General features: G+C 60.2%; 16 protein-coding genes. 10 read left to right on the top strand and 6 right to left on the bottom strand.

Annotated features, from left to right (window positions below):
* The first annotated feature begins 21 nt into the window (after positions 1-21).
* Genes kynU through HTT03_RS01090 form a run of 5 tightly spaced genes read left to right on the top strand, consistent with a single transcriptional unit; the run spans position 22 to position 5,859 of the window.
* Positions 22-1,218: a kynureninase gene (gene kynU, locus HTT03_RS01110; protein ID WP_174858042.1), complete on the top strand. Its 1,197-nt coding sequence runs from the start codon at positions 22-24 to the stop codon at positions 1,216-1,218.
* The gene (locus HTT03_RS01105; protein WP_174858041.1) at positions 1,215-2,828 is read left to right on the top strand and encodes an alkaline phosphatase family protein; all 1,614 of its coding nucleotides are present in this window, start codon (positions 1,215-1,217) and stop codon (positions 2,826-2,828) included. The genes kynU and HTT03_RS01105 overlap by 4 nt, the downstream gene beginning before the upstream one ends.
* 37 nt (positions 2,829-2,865) lie before the next feature.
* Positions 2,866-3,798, top strand: coding sequence for a tripartite tricarboxylate transporter substrate-binding protein (locus tag HTT03_RS01100; RefSeq protein WP_174858040.1), 933 nt, complete (start codon positions 2,866-2,868; stop codon positions 3,796-3,798).
* A gap of 8 nt (positions 3,799-3,806) precedes the next feature.
* Complete coding sequence (locus tag HTT03_RS01095) at positions 3,807-4,367, top strand: tripartite tricarboxylate transporter TctB family protein (RefSeq protein ID WP_174858039.1); 561 nt, start codon at positions 3,807-3,809, stop codon at positions 4,365-4,367.
* Between the two features lie 10 nt (positions 4,368-4,377).
* Entirely contained in the window at positions 4,378-5,859 is a 1,482-nt protein-coding gene (locus HTT03_RS01090) for a tripartite tricarboxylate transporter permease (RefSeq protein WP_174858038.1), read from the top strand.
* Positions 5,860-5,898: 39 nt separating this feature from the next.
* Here the strand turns inward: HTT03_RS01090 and HTT03_RS01085 are convergent, their stop codons facing one another.
* The 3 genes from HTT03_RS01085 to HTT03_RS01075 all read right to left on the bottom strand — a co-directional run bounded on the left by HTT03_RS01085 (position 5,899) and on the right by HTT03_RS01075 (position 8,234).
* Complete coding sequence (locus tag HTT03_RS01085; RefSeq protein ID WP_174858037.1) at positions 5,899-6,435, bottom strand: cytochrome b; 537 nt, start codon at positions 6,433-6,435, stop codon at positions 5,899-5,901.
* Between the two features lie 90 nt (positions 6,436-6,525).
* Positions 6,526-7,119 carry an NAD(P)H:quinone oxidoreductase gene (wrbA, locus tag HTT03_RS01080; RefSeq protein WP_174858036.1) on the bottom strand — a complete coding sequence of 198 codons (594 nt, stop codon included), beginning with the start codon at positions 7,117-7,119 and terminating at the stop codon, positions 6,526-6,528.
* 182 nt (positions 7,120-7,301) lie between these two features.
* On the bottom strand, positions 7,302-8,234 hold the full coding sequence (locus HTT03_RS01075) for a VOC family protein (protein ID WP_174858035.1): 933 nt from the start codon (positions 8,232-8,234) through the stop codon (positions 7,302-7,304).
* A gap of 113 nt (positions 8,235-8,347) precedes the next feature.
* Between HTT03_RS01075 and HTT03_RS01070 the strand changes: the two genes are divergently transcribed.
* From HTT03_RS01070 to HTT03_RS01060, 3 genes are all read left to right on the top strand, one after another.
* Positions 8,348-9,265 carry a LysR family transcriptional regulator gene (locus HTT03_RS01070; protein WP_174858034.1) on the top strand — a complete coding sequence of 306 codons (918 nt, stop codon included), beginning with the start codon at positions 8,348-8,350 and terminating at the stop codon, positions 9,263-9,265.
* Between the two features lie 40 nt (positions 9,266-9,305).
* On the top strand, positions 9,306-10,202 hold the full coding sequence (locus tag HTT03_RS01065) for a LysR family transcriptional regulator (RefSeq protein WP_174858033.1): 897 nt from the start codon (positions 9,306-9,308) through the stop codon (positions 10,200-10,202).
* A 150-nt stretch (positions 10,203-10,352) separates the two neighbouring features.
* On the top strand, positions 10,353-10,649 hold the full coding sequence (locus HTT03_RS01060; protein WP_174858032.1) for a hypothetical protein: 297 nt from the start codon (positions 10,353-10,355) through the stop codon (positions 10,647-10,649).
* A gap of 111 nt (positions 10,650-10,760) precedes the next feature.
* Here the strand turns inward: HTT03_RS01060 and HTT03_RS01055 are convergent, their stop codons facing one another.
* The 3 genes from HTT03_RS01055 to HTT03_RS01045 form a co-directional block, all read right to left on the bottom strand.
* Positions 10,761-12,197, bottom strand: a complete 1,437-nt coding sequence (locus tag HTT03_RS01055; RefSeq protein ID WP_174858031.1) for an NAD-dependent succinate-semialdehyde dehydrogenase — start codon at positions 12,195-12,197, stop codon at positions 10,761-10,763.
* A gap of 105 nt (positions 12,198-12,302) precedes the next feature.
* Complete coding sequence (locus HTT03_RS01050; RefSeq protein ID WP_174858030.1) at positions 12,303-13,247, bottom strand: LysR substrate-binding domain-containing protein; 945 nt, start codon at positions 13,245-13,247, stop codon at positions 12,303-12,305.
* 9 nt (positions 13,248-13,256) lie between these two features.
* A complete protein-coding gene (locus tag HTT03_RS01045; RefSeq protein WP_174858029.1) occupies positions 13,257-14,039 on the bottom strand; it encodes an aspartate dehydrogenase in 783 nt (260 codons plus the stop codon).
* Positions 14,040-14,197: 158 nt separating this feature from the next.
* On the opposite strand from HTT03_RS01045, the gene HTT03_RS01040 reads away from it, so the two are divergent.
* Both HTT03_RS01040 and HTT03_RS01035 read left to right on the top strand, forming a co-directional pair.
* The gene (locus HTT03_RS01040; protein WP_174858028.1) at positions 14,198-15,151 is read left to right on the top strand and encodes a dihydrodipicolinate synthase family protein; all 954 of its coding nucleotides are present in this window, start codon (positions 14,198-14,200) and stop codon (positions 15,149-15,151) included.
* Positions 15,152-15,161: 10 nt separating this feature from the next.
* Positions 15,162-16,040, top strand: a complete 879-nt coding sequence (locus tag HTT03_RS01035) for a DMT family transporter (RefSeq protein ID WP_174858027.1) — start codon at positions 15,162-15,164, stop codon at positions 16,038-16,040.
* The last annotated feature ends 129 nt before the right edge of the window (positions 16,041-16,169 follow it).

The raw sequence follows: 16,169 nt of genomic DNA, 5'->3' as shown, positions 1-16,169 counted from the left end.
TTTGCATAGAGAGGACACAGGTTGACTGATTTTGACTGGACACGAGAGCAGTTCGACTTGCCGGAAGGCATGATCTATCTGAACGGCAATTCGCTGGGCCCGATGCCGCGTGCGTCTGTGCCTGCGATGACCAGCTTTCTGAATGATGAATGGCGCACGGAACTCATCAAGGGTTGGAATACCAAGAACTGGTTCATGCAGACCAATACGCTCGGTGATCGGGTCGGCCGTCTGATCGGCGCGCCTGAGGGGACGACGGTGGTGGGCGATACCCTGTCGATCAAAGTGTTTCAGGCTGTGGCCAGCGGGATGGCGATGGTGCCAAAGCGCAAGGTGGTTCTGTCAGACAACGGAAACTTCCCGACCGACCTTTATATGGTCGAAGGACTGATGAAGCTGAAGGACGCGGGCTATGAGCTGCGCGCCCCGGACCCCGAAGAGGTGATGGACAATATCACCGAAGAGGTCGGCGTGGTGATGTTGACCGAGGTGGATTACCGCACAGGCCGCCGTCACGACATGAAGGCGGTCATCGAGAAAGCCCATTCTGTCGGCGCCGTGGTGGTCTGGGATCTCGCGCATTCGGCGGGCGCGGTGCCGGTGGACGTGCATGGCACGGATGTGGATTTCGCCATTGGCTGCACCTACAAATACCTCAACGGTGGCCCCGGTGCGCCTGCGTTCATCTATGTGGCGCCGCGGTTGCTGGACACGGTTGAGCCGTTCCTGTCCGGCTGGTACGGCCACGAAGCGCCCTTTGCGTTTGACACGGATTACCGCCCGATGCCGAACAAGATCGAGCGGATGCGGATTGGCACGCCGTCGATCGCCTCTTTCGCTTTGCTTTCTGTCGCCTTGGACATCTGGGACAAGGTGGACATGGAAGAGGTCCACGCCAAGGCGGTGGAGCTCTCGGAACTGTTCATTCGCGAGGTTGAGGCGCGGTGTCCCGGTCTTACGCTGGTTAGCCCGCGTGATCCGCAGGTGCGCGGCAGTCATGTGTCCTTTGCCTTTGAAGATGGCTATGCCGCGATGCAGGCGCTGATTGTCGACAATGTGATTGGCGATTTCCGCGCGCCGAATGTCATGCGCTTTGGCATCACGCCGCTGTTCGTGAATGAAGCCGATATCATGGGCGCGGTCGACAAGCTTGAGGCCATTCTCAAGGAAGAGCGGTATAAAGAGGAACGGTTCCAGAAGCGCTCGCTGGTGACATGAGCCCACGGAACATCCTCTTTATCATGTGTGACCAGCTGAGGTGGGATTACCTCGGCTGCACCGGCCATCCGTCGATCCGAACCCCGAATATCGACGCATTGGCCGCACGCGGTTTGCGGTTTGATCGGGCCTATGTTCAGTCGCCCATTTGCGGGCCGAGCCGGATGAGCTTTTACACGGGCCGCTATGTGCGCAGCCACGGGTCGAGCTGGAACATGGTGCCGCTGAAGTTGGGCGAGCGGACGCTGGGGGAATACCTGCGCCCGCTTGGCCTGCGCAGTGTCCTTTGCGGCAAGACCCATATGACCGCCGACATCGAGGGGATGCAGCGGCTTGGCGTCTCGAAATCCTCGGACATCGGGGCGTTGGTGTCGGAATGCGGGTTCGAGGTCTGGGACCGGCTGGACGGGGTGCATCCCACCGGGGGCAAAGTCCCTTCCCACTATAACGATTACCTCGCAGACAAAGGCTATGACGGGGAAAACCCCTGGCAGGATTGGGCCAACTCCGGCGAGGATGCCGATGGCAATATCCTTTCCGGCTGGTTGATGAAGAACGCCCGCCAACCTGCTCGGGTTAAGGTCGAGGATTCCGAGACCAATTACACCACCGCGCGGGGCATCGAATTCATCGATCAGGCAGGCGATACGCCGTGGTGCCTGCATCTGAGTTATATTAAGCCGCATTGGCCCTATATCGCGCCCGCGCCCTACCACGATATGTACGGCGCGGAAGACGTGCCACCCGCCACGCGGAGTGACGTCGAATGCGACGATCCACATCCCTTGCTGGCGGCCTATCAGGCGCATCGCACGTCGAAATGCATGGCGCGAGACGAGGTGCGCGAGGCGGTGATCCCGGCCTACATGGGGCTGATCACGCAGATCGACGACCAAATCGGCGTCTTGATGGAGCACCTCCAAAAGACCGGGAAACTCGATAACACGTTGATCGTCTTTACCTCGGACCATGGCGATTATCTGGGCGATCATTGGCTGGGGGAGAAGGAGCTTTTTCACGAGCAATCCGTGCGTATTCCGCTCATCGTGGTGGACCCGGATGCCCGCGCCGATGCAACGCGGGGGCAGGTGAATGGCGATCTGGTTGAGGCGATCGACCTCGTGCCGACGTTCATCGAGGCGTCGGGTGGCGAGGTACCGGACCATATCCTAGAGGGCCATTCGCTGATGCCGCTGCTGCGCGGCGGGCAGGACTGGCCGCGCGAAGTTGCCGTTTCAGAATATGATTTCGCTTTTCGCGAGGCCCGCGCCTTGCTCGGCAGCGACGTGAAAGACAGCCGCGCGGTGATGGTGTTCGACGGGCGGTGGAAGCTGGTTCATGTCACCGGATTCCGCCCGATGCTGTTTGACCTGGAGCGTGATCCGCAAGAGTTCACCGACCTTGGCGATGATCCGGCCCACGCCGCCACCCGCGACCGTTTGGGGCGAGACCTGTTGCGTTGGACCGAACGGCTGCGCACGCGCACGACCATGAGCGACGCCCGCGTCGATCAACTGACTGAGATCGAAAAGGACGAGGGGATCTGGATCGGTTTCTGGGACGAAGCGGATGTCGAGCGCGCCAAGAAAGCGCCGAAAGGCCGCTCCTGACCGAACGTTAGAACATTCATGAAATGGAGGAGATATCATGAAACTCAAAGCCCTCGGCCTTGCCGCCGCGACCGCCCTTGCGCCGCTTGCTGCACTTGCGGAATATCCTGAAAAACCAGTGTCTTTCGTTGTGCCGTGGCCTCCGGGTGACTTGGCGGATATCACGACCCGGATCATCGCGGATGAATTTCAGGCGACCTATGACGTGGCCTCGGCAGTTTTGAACAAGCCCGGCGGCGGTGGCGGGCCTTTTCCCGGTGCGGTCTATGCGGCCCAACAGCCAGCGGATGGCTATACCGTGGGCGCGCTGGTCAATGCGATCCCGGCCTTTGGTGACAAGGTGGGCATCGCAGAGCTGAACCCAAACCCCTTTGAGCCGCTTGGCATCTATCTGACCTATCCTTTCGTGATCGCGGCGCGGGGTGATCTGCCCTTTGCGTCGATCGAAGAACTGGCGGACTATTCGCAGGACAATGGCGTGGTCCTGGGCCACTTCGGTGCGAAGCTCTTGCCGACACGCGCGGCCTTTGCGCTGGCCAAGACGACGGACATCAATTTTGCCTCTCACGCGGCTTTCGACGCGCTGGATTGCAACACGCTGGCTTCGGGCGATGCGGATATCATCACCGTGACGGTGCAGACGATCCTGCCCTGTATGGACAGCATTACGGTGCTCGCGACCTTTGGCGACACCCGTTTGCCGCTGGCGCCTGATGCCCCAGCCGTGACCGAGATCGTGCCGGATCTGAACCTGTCTTTGTGGAACGGTTTGTTTGTGCATAAGGATACGCCGCAGGAGGTTCGCGACCGGATCACCGAAGTGGCCGAACGTGCTGTGAACTCCGAGCGGATGCAAAAGATCGCGGCCCAGACCGGTGCGCTGATTGAATGGTCAGACAGGGACGCCACAGAAGCGCGGATCGAGTCCGACAAGGCCGCGCTGGCGGTCATTAACGAGCTGTTGCAGTAGAGCGTCCGATGCAAGAGAAGACAGGCATAGAGCAACCTTCAGTCAACGTTCTGAAGATGTTTCGCCGGGAGCGGCGGCGGGGTGATTTCGTCTTTGCCGTGGCGATGCTTGTCTTCTCACTCTTTCTGCTCGCGAGCTTTCCGTCGCAGACGACCCGGGCAGAGTTCACCGCCTGGTCTGCCCAGCCGACCCTTTGGCCCGCCATCGCGGTGATCGGCATGGTGATTTTCGCGGTGCTGAACCTTCTGGGCTCGGTCATGTCGCCGCGGATTCCGGGACGGCTCAAGGAGTTGCGCGTCTGGCTTGGCTTTACCGAGTTCGCGGGCTGGTTTATCGTCTATGTGCTGCTCGTTCCGGTGCTTGGCTATCTGCCGATGAGCCTTTTGATGGCCGTGGCACTGTTCTGGCGCAGCGGCTATCGCAGCCGCAAGATGTTGGGCTTCGCCGTACTGATGGGCCTTGGCACTGTGCTTTTGTTCAAAACCGGGCTGCGCGTGAATGTCCCCGGGGGCGCTGTTTACGAGTGGCTGCCCGCCGGGTTGCGCAACTTCCTTATCGTCTATTTCTAAAGGACAGAGCATGGAACATCTGCTTCCCGCCTTTGAGCTGTTGTTGCAGCCTGCGGTGATCGTGGCGCTGCTGATCGGTTCGGTCGGCGGGGTCGTGATCGGGGCCATTCCCGGCGTTGGGCCGGCGGTGGCGATTGCGATCCTCTTGCCGACGACCTTTATTTTCGAGCCGCTGGTTGGGCTGTCGCTGCTGCTGGGGATTTACGGCTCGTCGATGTACGGCGGGGCGCTGCCGGCGATCTTGATGAACACGCCCGGCACGGCGGTTAATGCGCTGACAACCTATGACGGCTATCCGCTGACCCGAAAGGGGCAGGCGCAGCGCGCGCTTGGACTGGCCTATTCGGCGTCCTTCTTCGGGGCGGTGGTCTCGATCATTTCTCTGGTTGTTCTCATGCCAGTGCTGGCCAAAGTTGCGCCGATGTTTGGCTCGCGTGAGATTTTCCTGGCGGCGCTTTTCGGGATCATCTTAATGATCCTGACCCACCGCGGGCAGGTTTTCGCAGCGGGGATGATGACCTGTTTTGGCATCCTGCTGAACACCGTCGGGATGGAGCCGATCAACTACACGCAGAGGTTCACCTTTGGGCAGTCGTGGCTAAGTTCGGGCGTCAATTTGGTGGTGGTCGTGCTGGGGTTGTTCGCGCTGAGCCAAGCCTTTCTGCTGCTCTCGGGGTCGGACAAACATGTCGAGCCGCAAAAGATCAGCGGCAGTGTTTTCAGCGCGATGCGCGAGTTCTGGCAGCATAAACGCGTCGCAGCAGTGTCCTCTGGCGCGGGGGTGGGAATCGGGATCATCCCAGGCGTGGGTGAGTTCGTCTCTCAATTCGTGGCCTATTCCTATGCGTCGAGAACCTCGAAAACGCCGGAGCAATTCGGCAAGGGCGCGCCCGAAGGTTTGATCGCCTCTGAGGCCGCGAACAACTCGGTGCCGGCTGCCGCGCTCATTCCGCTTTTGGCGCTTGGGGTGCCGGGGGAAAGTCTGACCGCGATGATGCTGGCGGTGTTTTATGTGCATAACGTCGTGCCGGGGCCGCAGCTTTTGACCGGGCAGATGGACTTTGTCATAGCACTCTATCTGGCGCTGTTGTTTCTTAATATCGTGGCGCTGTTGTTCCTGCTGGGATCGACCAAGACGCTCATCCGGGTGATCAACATCCCCAACCGCATCGTGGGCACGATGGTGCTGCTGTTTTCCTTTGTCGGGGTCTATTCGCTTCGAAATTCGCTGACGGATTGTCTGATCGCCACTGGGTTTGGTCTCTTCGGTGCGATCTTGAAACGGCTGAACATTCCGATTGTGCCGATCATTCTCGGCATGGTTCTGGGCGGGATCATGGAGGCGAAGTTCCGCAGCGCTATGACGCGCATCCAATCGCCGTTCGATCTGTTTGATCGACCGATTTCGGCGGTGTTGATTATTGCGATTGTCGGTCTGTTGCTGATGGCGTTGCGCACGGCGGCGCAGCATTATCGCAGACATTGCACCTAACGGCGTGTCGGCTGCCGTGATCCGGCAGCCGACATGTGATCAGGTCATCTTCTGCAGTGACCCATCGCGTTTGATCAGGTGATGCCAGCCCACCGCGATGGCGATATGGCCAAGCACCAGCAGCGCCAGAACCCAACCAAGTTCGCCATGCCATTGAGCGGCGATCTGTGTCCATGGGATTTCGGGCTGTTGCGGGGGAAAGATCTGCAGACCGAGAAAGCTGAGACCTCTGTTGCTGCCTGCCGAGGCGAGCAAACGCAGGGCGGGAACGACGATCATCAGCAGATAGATAGCAAGATGCCCGGCATTGGCGGCCTTGCCCGCAAGCCCGGTATGGCTGGGGCGTTGGTTGATATTCGCAAGGCCCCAGACGCCGCGCAGCAGCACCAGCAGGAACAGCGCGATCCCAAGGTCGGCGTGATAGAACCAGAAGGCTTCGCGCCAAGCGTTTTCGCGTGGGAGCGCCCAGTGAAGCGCGGCGGACAGGAATTGCAGCGCAAAGAGCGCGGCCATGCCCCAATGCAGAGCACGGCTGACCGGGCCATAGCGATGGGGCGTGTCTTGGAGCTTTGTCATATCGGGGGGCTCTCAATTTATGGGCGCGGGGGCCGCGGTGTCAGAGAGGGGGGTAGTTTGCGCCGCCGGACGGCGCAAACTGGAGGACGCTTAGGCGTTCAGTTTCTGGGCGGTTTCCACCAGACGGCGGGCTTGATGGCCGATGGCGGCTTTGACGTCATCGGTGAATTCCGCGCCCTGGGTGTGGCTGTAGCCGTAGGGGTTGCCGCCTGTCTTGAAGATCACCTGATCCGTGTAGCCCGGTGCCACGATAAAGCCGCCCCAGTGCATCGCGGTGATGTAGAAAGACTGCAGCGTCGATTCCTGACCGCCATGAGCGTTCTGAGCCGAGGTCATGGCCGAGATCGGCTTGTTCGCCAGACCGCCTTTGGCCCAAACACCGCCCAGAGTGTCAATGAAGGCGCGCATCTGGCTGGCCATGACGCCGAAACGGGTGCCAGCAGAGAAGAGATAGGCGTTGGCCCATTCCATATCCTCCGGCGTGGCTTCGGGGATGTCGGCGGTTTTTTCCTTTTGCGCCTGCCAAGCATCAACACCTGCGACAACCGCATCAGGGGCGGTTTCGGGGGCCTTCAACAGACGGACTTCGGCACCTGCAGCCCTAGCGGCTTCGGCGGCGATTTCGGCCATCTGGTGGTTCGTGCCGTAGCTGGAGTAGTAAACGATCGCGAGTTTGACGGTCATGATTGGTCTCCTTTGTTGGGTTATCGGGGGCGCCGGTAGAGCGCGTGTTCACGGATAAACTAGCCCACGGCACCATTGTTGAGAATGGACGCGTAACTGCATTCACCGTTGCGTATGCGATAATAATTAAACGGTGCGGTGGGGCAGGGGCCAGCCCGGTGAACTGGCCCCCCGCCTGCGCTCTAGCTTGCGAGCGGTGGCAGCAGGCTTTCGATTTTGTCACGGTGCGGCTCGTAGCGGGTCGGCAGCTTCAGCGCTTGACCGAGATGTGCCGTGTCCTCGTCGCGGTCAAAGCCCGGCTCGTTGGTTGCGACTTCGAACAAGACACCGCCCGGCGTGCGGAAGTAGATCGCCCAGAAGTAGTCACGGTCGATTACTGGGGTTACCTGGTAGCCAGTGTCCATCAGCGCCTTGCGGACTTCGAGCTGCGCCGCACGGTTTTCCACAGCAAAGGCGATGTGGTGGACCGATCCGGCGCCCTGACCGGCAGCGTGACCGTCCTGGATCTCTTCAAGGTCGATCGTATCGGCCGCATTGCCGCCCTCGATCCGGTAGCGCGTGACATTGTCTGCGGTTTCGTCCTTCTGGTAGCCCATGTAGCGCAGCAACTCGCCGGTCGCGGATGCGTCGCGGAGGCTGAAGCGCGCGCCGTGAAAGCCGAGGATGCCCGCCTCTTCCGGCACATCCGCGCCGGTCCAAGGGCTGCGGCCCTGATCCTCGCTTTCAACAAGCGCGAAGCCGTCGTTGTCGGGGCCGTCAAACTTCAGACGATTTTCACCCAGAAAGCTGTCCTCGGCCAAGCCGGTAACGCCGTGGTTGCCAAGGCGTTCCTTCCAGAAGGGCAGGGCGCCTTTAGGGACGGCGAATTCAGTGGTGCCCACCTCGCCCGTGCCGCGCCGTCCGCGGGGCATTTGGCCAAAGGGGAAATAGGTCATCACAGAGCCGGGTGTGCCGACCTCGTCGCCGTAGTAGAGGTGATAGACGTCGGGGGAGTCAAAGTTGACGGTCTTTTTGACACGGCGCAGGCCGAGGGTTTGGGTGAAGAACCGATTATTTTCAGCCGCATCGTCTGCCATAGATGTGACGTGGTGCAGGCCTTTGATCTGGTTAATCATGGGATCGCCTTTCAAGTCGTTGCGTTTGCTTGCTCCCCAGATAGCCTGTCCGGTCATTGCGCAGAATAGAAAGGACCTTGCATTGACTGTTGTCGCCAGTGCAATAATAGGACATGCAAGATATCAAGCCCGTCCGCGTTTTTCTCAAAGTCGTCGAACACAGCAGTTTTGCGGCCGCGGCGCGCAGTCTGAATATGACGCCCGCCTCGGTCACGCGGATTGTGGCGCGGTTGGAAGCGGATTTGGGCCAGCAACTGTTGGTGCGCACAACGCGGCAGGTGTCTTTGACCAGCGCGGGGGCGATGGTGGCGGCACGGTTTGGGCCGGTGGTTGAGAGTTTCGATCAGGTCACCGAAGAGATCACCCGCGCCACCCGACCCGACAAGGGGCGGCTGTCGATCAACGCGCCGTTGTCGCTGGGGATGCGGTTGCTGCCTGCGGTGATTGACCGGTTTCGGCTGGCCTATCCAAATATTTCCGTAGATGTGCGGCTGAACGATCAACTTGTCGATATCGTCGAGGAAGACTGCGACCTCGCCATTCGTGTCTCAGGGCCGCCGAGCGATAAGTCGACAATCTGGCGCAAGATATGCGAGGTGCCGCGCCATGCCGTGGCCGCACCTGCGTTGCTTGAACGTATGCCCCGCCCGCAGACACCAGACGCGTTGGAGCCGAAGTTCTGCATGTCCTATTCGATGACCGGTCAGGCAGAAACATGGACGTTTTGCAAAGACGGCAAACGCCGGGCGGTGACAGCAGGCAGCGATATCCTTTCGAACAATGGTGACTTTTTGTATGCGCTGGCTCGTTTGGGGAATGGCGTTGCGGTTTTGCCGGACTTCATCGTCAACGACGGGTTGAAGTGGGGGGAGGTTGTGAAATTGCTTGAGGACTGGCAGGTGTCGCCGCTCTGGCTCACGCTGTTCTACCCGCCTTATGAAGTCCTGCCGCCGTTGGTGGCGACATTTACCGATTTCTTTGAGAGTCACCTGAGCGAGGTTGCAGAGTTCGATTTTGGCAAGAGCCTGTAACGCTGCCACACGGCTGGCGCCTGCGGGTTGAGGGGGAAGAATGGACCGACTGGAAAGCGACCGGATGTTCGTTGCGGTGATGGAGACCGGCAGTTTTATCGGCGCGGCAGACCGGCTCAAGACAAGTTCGGGGCAGGCGTCGAAACTGGTGTCCCGGCTGGAGACGGATCTGGGCGTGCGGCTGCTCAACAGGACCACGCGTTCGGTGTCACCGACAGAGGCGGGTCAGGCCTATTACGACCGCCTGCGGCCTTTGTTGGACGAACATGACGCGCTGGACCTTGATATCCGCAACATCTCGCAGACCCCGCGCGGGCGGCTTCGGATCTCTGTGCCGCAGACCTTCGGCGTTGTCGGTCTCGCCCCGATCCTCTCGCGCTTTGCGGCGGATTATCCAGAGATTGAGCTTGATGTGAATTTTTCGGACAGGGCAGTGCATCTGGTCGAAGATGGCTTTGACCTTGCGGTGCGGATCGGGCGTCCGCAGATGTCGAGCCTTGTCATGCGCAAGCTTTTCAATGTGCGGCTGACGGTTGTCGCCGCGCCGGACTATCTGGCCCGCAATGGGACGCCTGTGCGGCCTGAAGAGTTAACCGCCCACAACTGCATCCTTGATACCAATTTCGCCGATCCCAAGAAATGGCCGCTCAAGGCATCTGCCGATCAAAGCGAGGGGGTGCGGGTTACGGGCCGGGTGCGCTTCTCAAATGCCGAAGCCTGCCTGAAGGCCGCAGAGGCCGGGTTGGGGCTGGCCTGTGTGCCGAACGTCATTATCGGTGATGCTGTCAACCGCGGTCGGGTCATGCGGATCTTGGAGGATTTCGAGCCTGATCCCTATGATCTCTATGTGCTCTACCCCCACAGCCGACATCTTTCGACGAAGGTGCGGCTCTTGGTGGATACGCTGGTTGAGCACTATAAGAGCCAACCGCAGTAGCAGAGCTGATCTGCGTCATTGCTTCCCAATAAGAAGCAATCATATTCCAAAACGGCGGATTATATCCTTCACGGGTTTGCCCCATATGAGGTCTCGAAGGCGCCAATGACGGCGCTGACCTTGCAAACTAAGATACGGAAGGAAAGACCCATGAAACGCATTCTGAGCACCGTAGCCGCAGCAACTCTGGCCACTGGCGTTTATGCTGACACCTCGACCAAATACGACGACATCCGCCTTGATACCCGCAATTCTGCGGATGTGGTTTACAGCGTTGGCAAAACCATCCGGGACGCCGACCTGTCCGACCGCGAAGCCGATCTGCGCCTGGATACATCGAAATACGGCCAGACTGGCGAGCCGACATTTTCGAGCCGTAACGGTGAACACACAGTGAACTACACACCTGTCTATGGCGGCTACGGCCCCGGTAACGACAGCCGCTGATGCGGTTAGATCTTACGCTACCGATAGACGATGACGATGCAGCCGCGAGGATTTCCCCGCGGCTGCATTTTTTTGGTTAAGAGGTAAGGCCTGCTTTGGGGTTTCCCCGCCTTAAACGATCGTCATGCTATGGGAGACGTTCTTGACGTTCATGTAGTTTTCTAGCCCTTCAGTCCCGCCTTCGCGTCCGTAACCGCTGGATTTGACACCGCCGAAGGGGGTTTCGGGCAATGAGGCTTCTAGCGTGTTGAACGAAATGTTCCCCGCCTCGACCTCATCGGTCATCCGGTCCACATAGTCCGCACGGTTGGTAAAGCCGTAGGCCGCCAAGCCGAAGGGCGTGGAATTGGCTTTCGCGATGGCCTCGTCCAGCGAGGCGACGGGGTTGATGACAGCCAGCGGGCCAAAGGGCTCCTCCTGCATGACATTCGCATGGTCCGGCACGTTGGCCAAAACGGTAGGCTGGAAGAAATAGCCCTTGTTGCCGTGGCGCGCGCCGCCGGTCAGCACTTCGGCGCCTTTGTCGCGGGCGTCCTCGACCAAGGCGGAGAGCGCGGGCACACGGCGGTCATTGGCGAGCGGCCCCATCTCGACCCCGCTCTCGGCACCATTACCCACAACCGTCGCTTTGGCCCGTTGAACGAAACTGTCGACGAAGGTCTGATAGATGCTTTCATGCACAAAGAACCGCGTGGGCGACGTGCAGACCTGACCGGCGTTGCGGTACTTGCGGATCGCGCTGCTGATGGCGGCTTTCTCGACGTCCGTGTCTTCGCAGACGATCACAGGCGCATGGCCGCCCAGCTCCATCAGGACGCGGGTCATATGTTCAGAGGCCAGCGTGGTAAGTTGCCGCCCGACGGCGGTTGAGCCGGTGAAGGCCACGAGGCGCACAGGGTCTTGTGCGATCAGATGGCCGGAGATCTGCGCCGGTTCGCCAAAGACAAGGTTGAGCACGCCCGACGGCAGGCCCGCGTCATGAAAGGCCTGCACGATATGCTGCGCCCCTGCGGGGGTTTCCTCGGCGGCTTTCAGGATGATGGAACAGCCGCTCGCCAGCGCCCCGGCGATCTTGCGGCAGGGTTGGCTCATCGGGAAGTTCCAAGGCGATAGGCCCAGAACGACCCCGACAGGCTCATGGTGGACCACATAGCGCACGCCGTGGGCCGAGGGGATCACGCGCCCATAGGTGCGCACCGCTTCGCCTGCGTCCCATTCGATGAACTCGGCCCCCCGGATCACTTCCAGCCGGGCCTGTGCCAAGGGTTTGCCATGTTCGGCGGTAATGGATTGGGCGATTTCTTCCTGTCGGTCGCGCAGCAGTTTGGCAGCGCGCAGCATCAGGTCTGCACGGTCCCGCGGCGCGGTCCGACGCCAGATGCGGAAGCCTTCTTCGGCAGCGGCGAGCGCATCATCAAGGTCCGAGATTTCAGCGCGGGGCAGGCGACCGATCTCCGCCTCTGTCGCTGGGTTGACCACGGCCATGTCGCTGGCTGTTGTCCGCCATTCGCCGCCGATATAGAGCTTTAACTCCGGATATGTGACCATGATGCCCTCTTACATGAGATGTTGTGGCGAAGGTCACATGACGGGGGCCATCGTCTCAACTGAATTGATCGGATACTGATATCCGTATCCGTGATACCGTCGAGATCACAGAGCAGCGGCCTCTGCGCGGAGCGCTTCCAAGAACGCGATACCAGCGGGGGAGAGGCTGTTGTCACCCCGGTAAGACACGCCAATGGGGCGGCCGCCGAAGGGCACGTCCCAGTCAATCGCGGTCAGAAGTCCCGCTTCGATATCGAGCGAGGCGACATGGGCCGGCAGCAGACCGATCAGGTCATGCGACCGCAGCAAAGTGCGGTTGGCGAGATAGGACACGGATTCAATGATCGTTTTCGGCAGGTACTGTCCCTGTTTGATAAAGAACTGATCCGTCTGGCGGCGCAGGGTTGTCTCGATGGGCGGCAAGACCCAGCCAAAGGGTTTTAACTGATCAAACGACACATCCGTCGCTTTCGCCAAAGGGTGCTGGTTTCCGGCGACGATCATCACCCGTTCGTCAAAGAACGTCTCTTGCTCGATCTTGGCCCGGTGCCGGTGGCTGGGCAGGCGTCCGACGATGAGGTCAATCTCACCTGACCGCAGCGCGGGCATCAGGGCTTCGTTCGTACCTTCAACAATTTTGATCGCGACATTGGGGCGGTCGGCCAGCAGTCGGTTGATCGCCCGGGGCAGCAAGCGGGGGGAGGCGGCAAGCAGGGTGCCGATCACCACGCGCCCACTGTTGCCCTCGTTCAGATCGTCAAGCTCTTGCGCCGCGTTAGACACCTGCGCGAAGATCAGTTTGCCATGGCGGATCAGCGCTTCGCCAAAGACTGTGGGGACCACGCCGCGATTGGTGCGCTCAAACAGCTGCACCTCAAAGTCGATCTCAAGGTCTTGGATCATCTTGGTCGCGGCGGGTTGCGAAATGCCCAGATCCCGCGCGGCATGTTGGATGTTTCCGTGTTCGCTCACTTTCACCAGCAACCGCAGTTGCCGCAGTTTCAGGCGGGTGAGAGCGCGGTCAACGATACGGGAGTGGTTGGAGACCATGAGGTTGCCTTATGTGGTGATCGCAGCGCGGCGGCGTTCGACGGCGGAAACGACGCTCATCGCCGCAAGGGCGGAACTGCGGGGGTTGTCGGGCAGGGCGGTGCCTTCGATCCGGAAATGAAAGCTGCCAAAAGCACCGGAGGCGTGGATCTCGTGGATGTTCGACGTCACCGTTGGATCAGCGATAAGCTGGGCGGTGGTGTTGTCAAAACCGACGCCCGCAAGCGCGACCGCTGCGGCGACATTTGCGTTTTTTGGGTATTCGGTGGCCGCCTCTCTCGCGGTCCCTTCAAAATGGATCGCGGCATCGGTCAGCCCGTCGAGATCAATGCGGTCCTCTGCCGGGGAGCCGCGCCAGCCGGTTGGCGGTTTGCGTCCGGTATAGGTCACTTGCGTCAATCCGCCCACGCGGGCGGCATGAAGGCAGTCCAATGCGCCAATCGCTCCGGTGGCTAAAATCAGTTGCGCCCCGCCCGACTGCGCAGCATCGTTCAGGCGCTGTTCTAATTGCTGATCTGCAAGAGCACCGATGGAGACCGTCACGAGATCGATGCCACGCTCCAAGATCGCGGCCCCATGTTCGATCAGCGCGGCATGTCCGGCGCAATCGACGACGAGTGTGATGTCTGACGGCAGATCGGCGGCACTGTCCACGCGCAGAACCGCACTGTCCTGAGCACCTTGCACACGCGCAGGACGGGTCAGCACCGCTTGCGGTGCCAGTCCAATCTCGGTCAGTTTTTCAGTCACGTAGCGCCCGATGGCCCCTTCTCCGATCAGTCCGATTTTCATAAATGACTCCTTCAATCGGCATAAGCCATAAATGAATTTCCAGCCAGCCCGTTATCGATTTTTTGAATACCCACATAAGACCCTGCACGTTGGCTTTTGTCCGTAACAGGCGCTTTAGTGGCGTAAATCCACCGCGATGACCTGCCGGAGTTCCCATTATGAAATATGCGAAACATGACGCCAAAGCCTATGCGCGCGAAAACATGCGCGGCATCTGGGCGGCGGCGCTGAACCCGTTTGATGACAATCTGGCACTGGACGAGGCCGGGCTGCGCAAGAATATCCGCCATTGGATCGACGACCTGAAAATCCAAGGACTTTTCATCGCGGGCAAACAGGGCGAGTTCTGGTCGATGTCGCTCGAAGAGCGCAAGCGCAACATGACCATTGCTGTGGAAGAATGTGGCGACAAGGCCGGGACGATCATGTCGATCTCGGACCAGAATGTTGACACGGTGCTGGACCTAGGCCGCCACGCGCAGGACTGCGGGGCGGACTACGTGGTGGTCCATGCGCCGATGCTGAGCTTTTGCAGCGACCGGGATGAGGTGCTGTATAACTATTACAAATACCTCTGCGATCGGCTCGATATCGGCATTGCCATGTGGAGCCACCCGGACAGCGGCTACCTGATGGAGCCGGAAACCTGCGCGCGGATTGCAGAACTGCCTAATATCATGGCGATCAAATATTCCGTCCCGCGCGAGATGTATGCCCGCCTGACAAAGATGGTCGGGGATAAGATCCTCGTGTCGACATCAGCTGAGGCAGAATGGCTCGACAATATCGAGGAGTTGGGCTGGCAGCTCTACCTGTGTTCTTCGCCCCCCTATCAGCTTCAGACCGCGAATGACCTGCGGATGCATGAATACACCGAACTGGCCTTTGCGGGTAAATTCGATGAGGCACGGCGGGTGCGTGACAGTCTTGATCCGGTGCGCCGCGCGATCCACGACACCAAGCCCGGCGGCAAGCCAACGGCCCACGGCAAATACTGGCAGGAATTGCTGGGGCAGGTCGGCGGGCGCGTGCGCCACCCGATGTTGGAGCTGACCGAGGCGGAAAAAGCCGCGACGCGAACAGCCTTTGAAGGATGCGGCCTGAAGCTGTGATCCTGTCGCGATGAGCGGTGAACTCTACGCGCTTTTGGCGGCGCTGGCCTATGGGTTCGCCGGCGTCGCCATAACCAAAGGGCGCGCAACCGCGCGGGGCGACAACGGGTTGTTCCTGTCTGTCATCGCGACCGCCCTGCTGTCCGGTTTGATCTGGGTGCTTTGGGGGACTGTATCTGTCCGCGCTATGTCTGCGGATAGTCTGCGACCCATGGCCCTTTTCGCCCTCGCGGGGCTGATGGCGACCGTGTTCGGTCGCCTCTTTATGTTCAAAGCAACCGAGCGCACCGGCCCGGTGATCGCCGGGCTCTTGCGGCGGTTGACCCCGGTGTTCGGGTTGCTGTTGGGCTATCTGTTCCTGTCGGAATGGCCGGGCGAGGTGACCTTGGCCGGGGCCGCGATTGTGACGGGGGCGGTTCTGGTCTATCTGCGCCCGGCCTCACTGAACGAAGCCAGTTTCAGCCGGATCGGCCTTGCATTCGGGGTGGGGTCTGCGGCGGCTTATGCCTTTGCCTACACCCTGCGCAGCGCGGCGTTGGAGAGCTTGCCGGATGCGGCGTTTGGCACGTTTGTTGGGGCGTTGGTCGGGGGCTTCTGTATTTTGGCGGCGGCACTGCTGCGGCAAGGTCAGGCTCCGCTCCGCACACTGCTGGTTGACCGAGGGCGCTGGCATCTGCTGACGGCTGCCGCGCTGAGCAGTGGGCAATTCCTGCAATTTCTGGCCCTCAAGACCGCGTCGGTCGTCACTGTTGCGACCCTTGGCACGCTGGAGGTTTTCTTTGCGGCGATGATCTTGCGCTGGATGACTGGCGCTCGCCCTGCCAACCTGTGGCGACTTGTGACAGCGGGCAGCGCCGCTCTTGTCGGGACGGCGATTATGCTGGCATAAAATGCGGCAACCGATCCGGAACGCAAACCGGTTCGATATCATGAATGCAAATACCAGCATTCTTAGAAATTCGTATTTCTGTGGGCGCAACCTGCATAGGCTGATCGCGATACGCCTGCGCTACAATCA

The organism is Sulfitobacter maritimus, from assembly GCF_013346665.1.
Lineage (GTDB): Bacteria > Pseudomonadota > Alphaproteobacteria > Rhodobacterales > Rhodobacteraceae > Sulfitobacter > Sulfitobacter maritimus.
The sequence above is the reverse complement of the archived record's forward strand: the minus strand, read 5'-3'. Positions and strand labels throughout refer to the sequence as shown.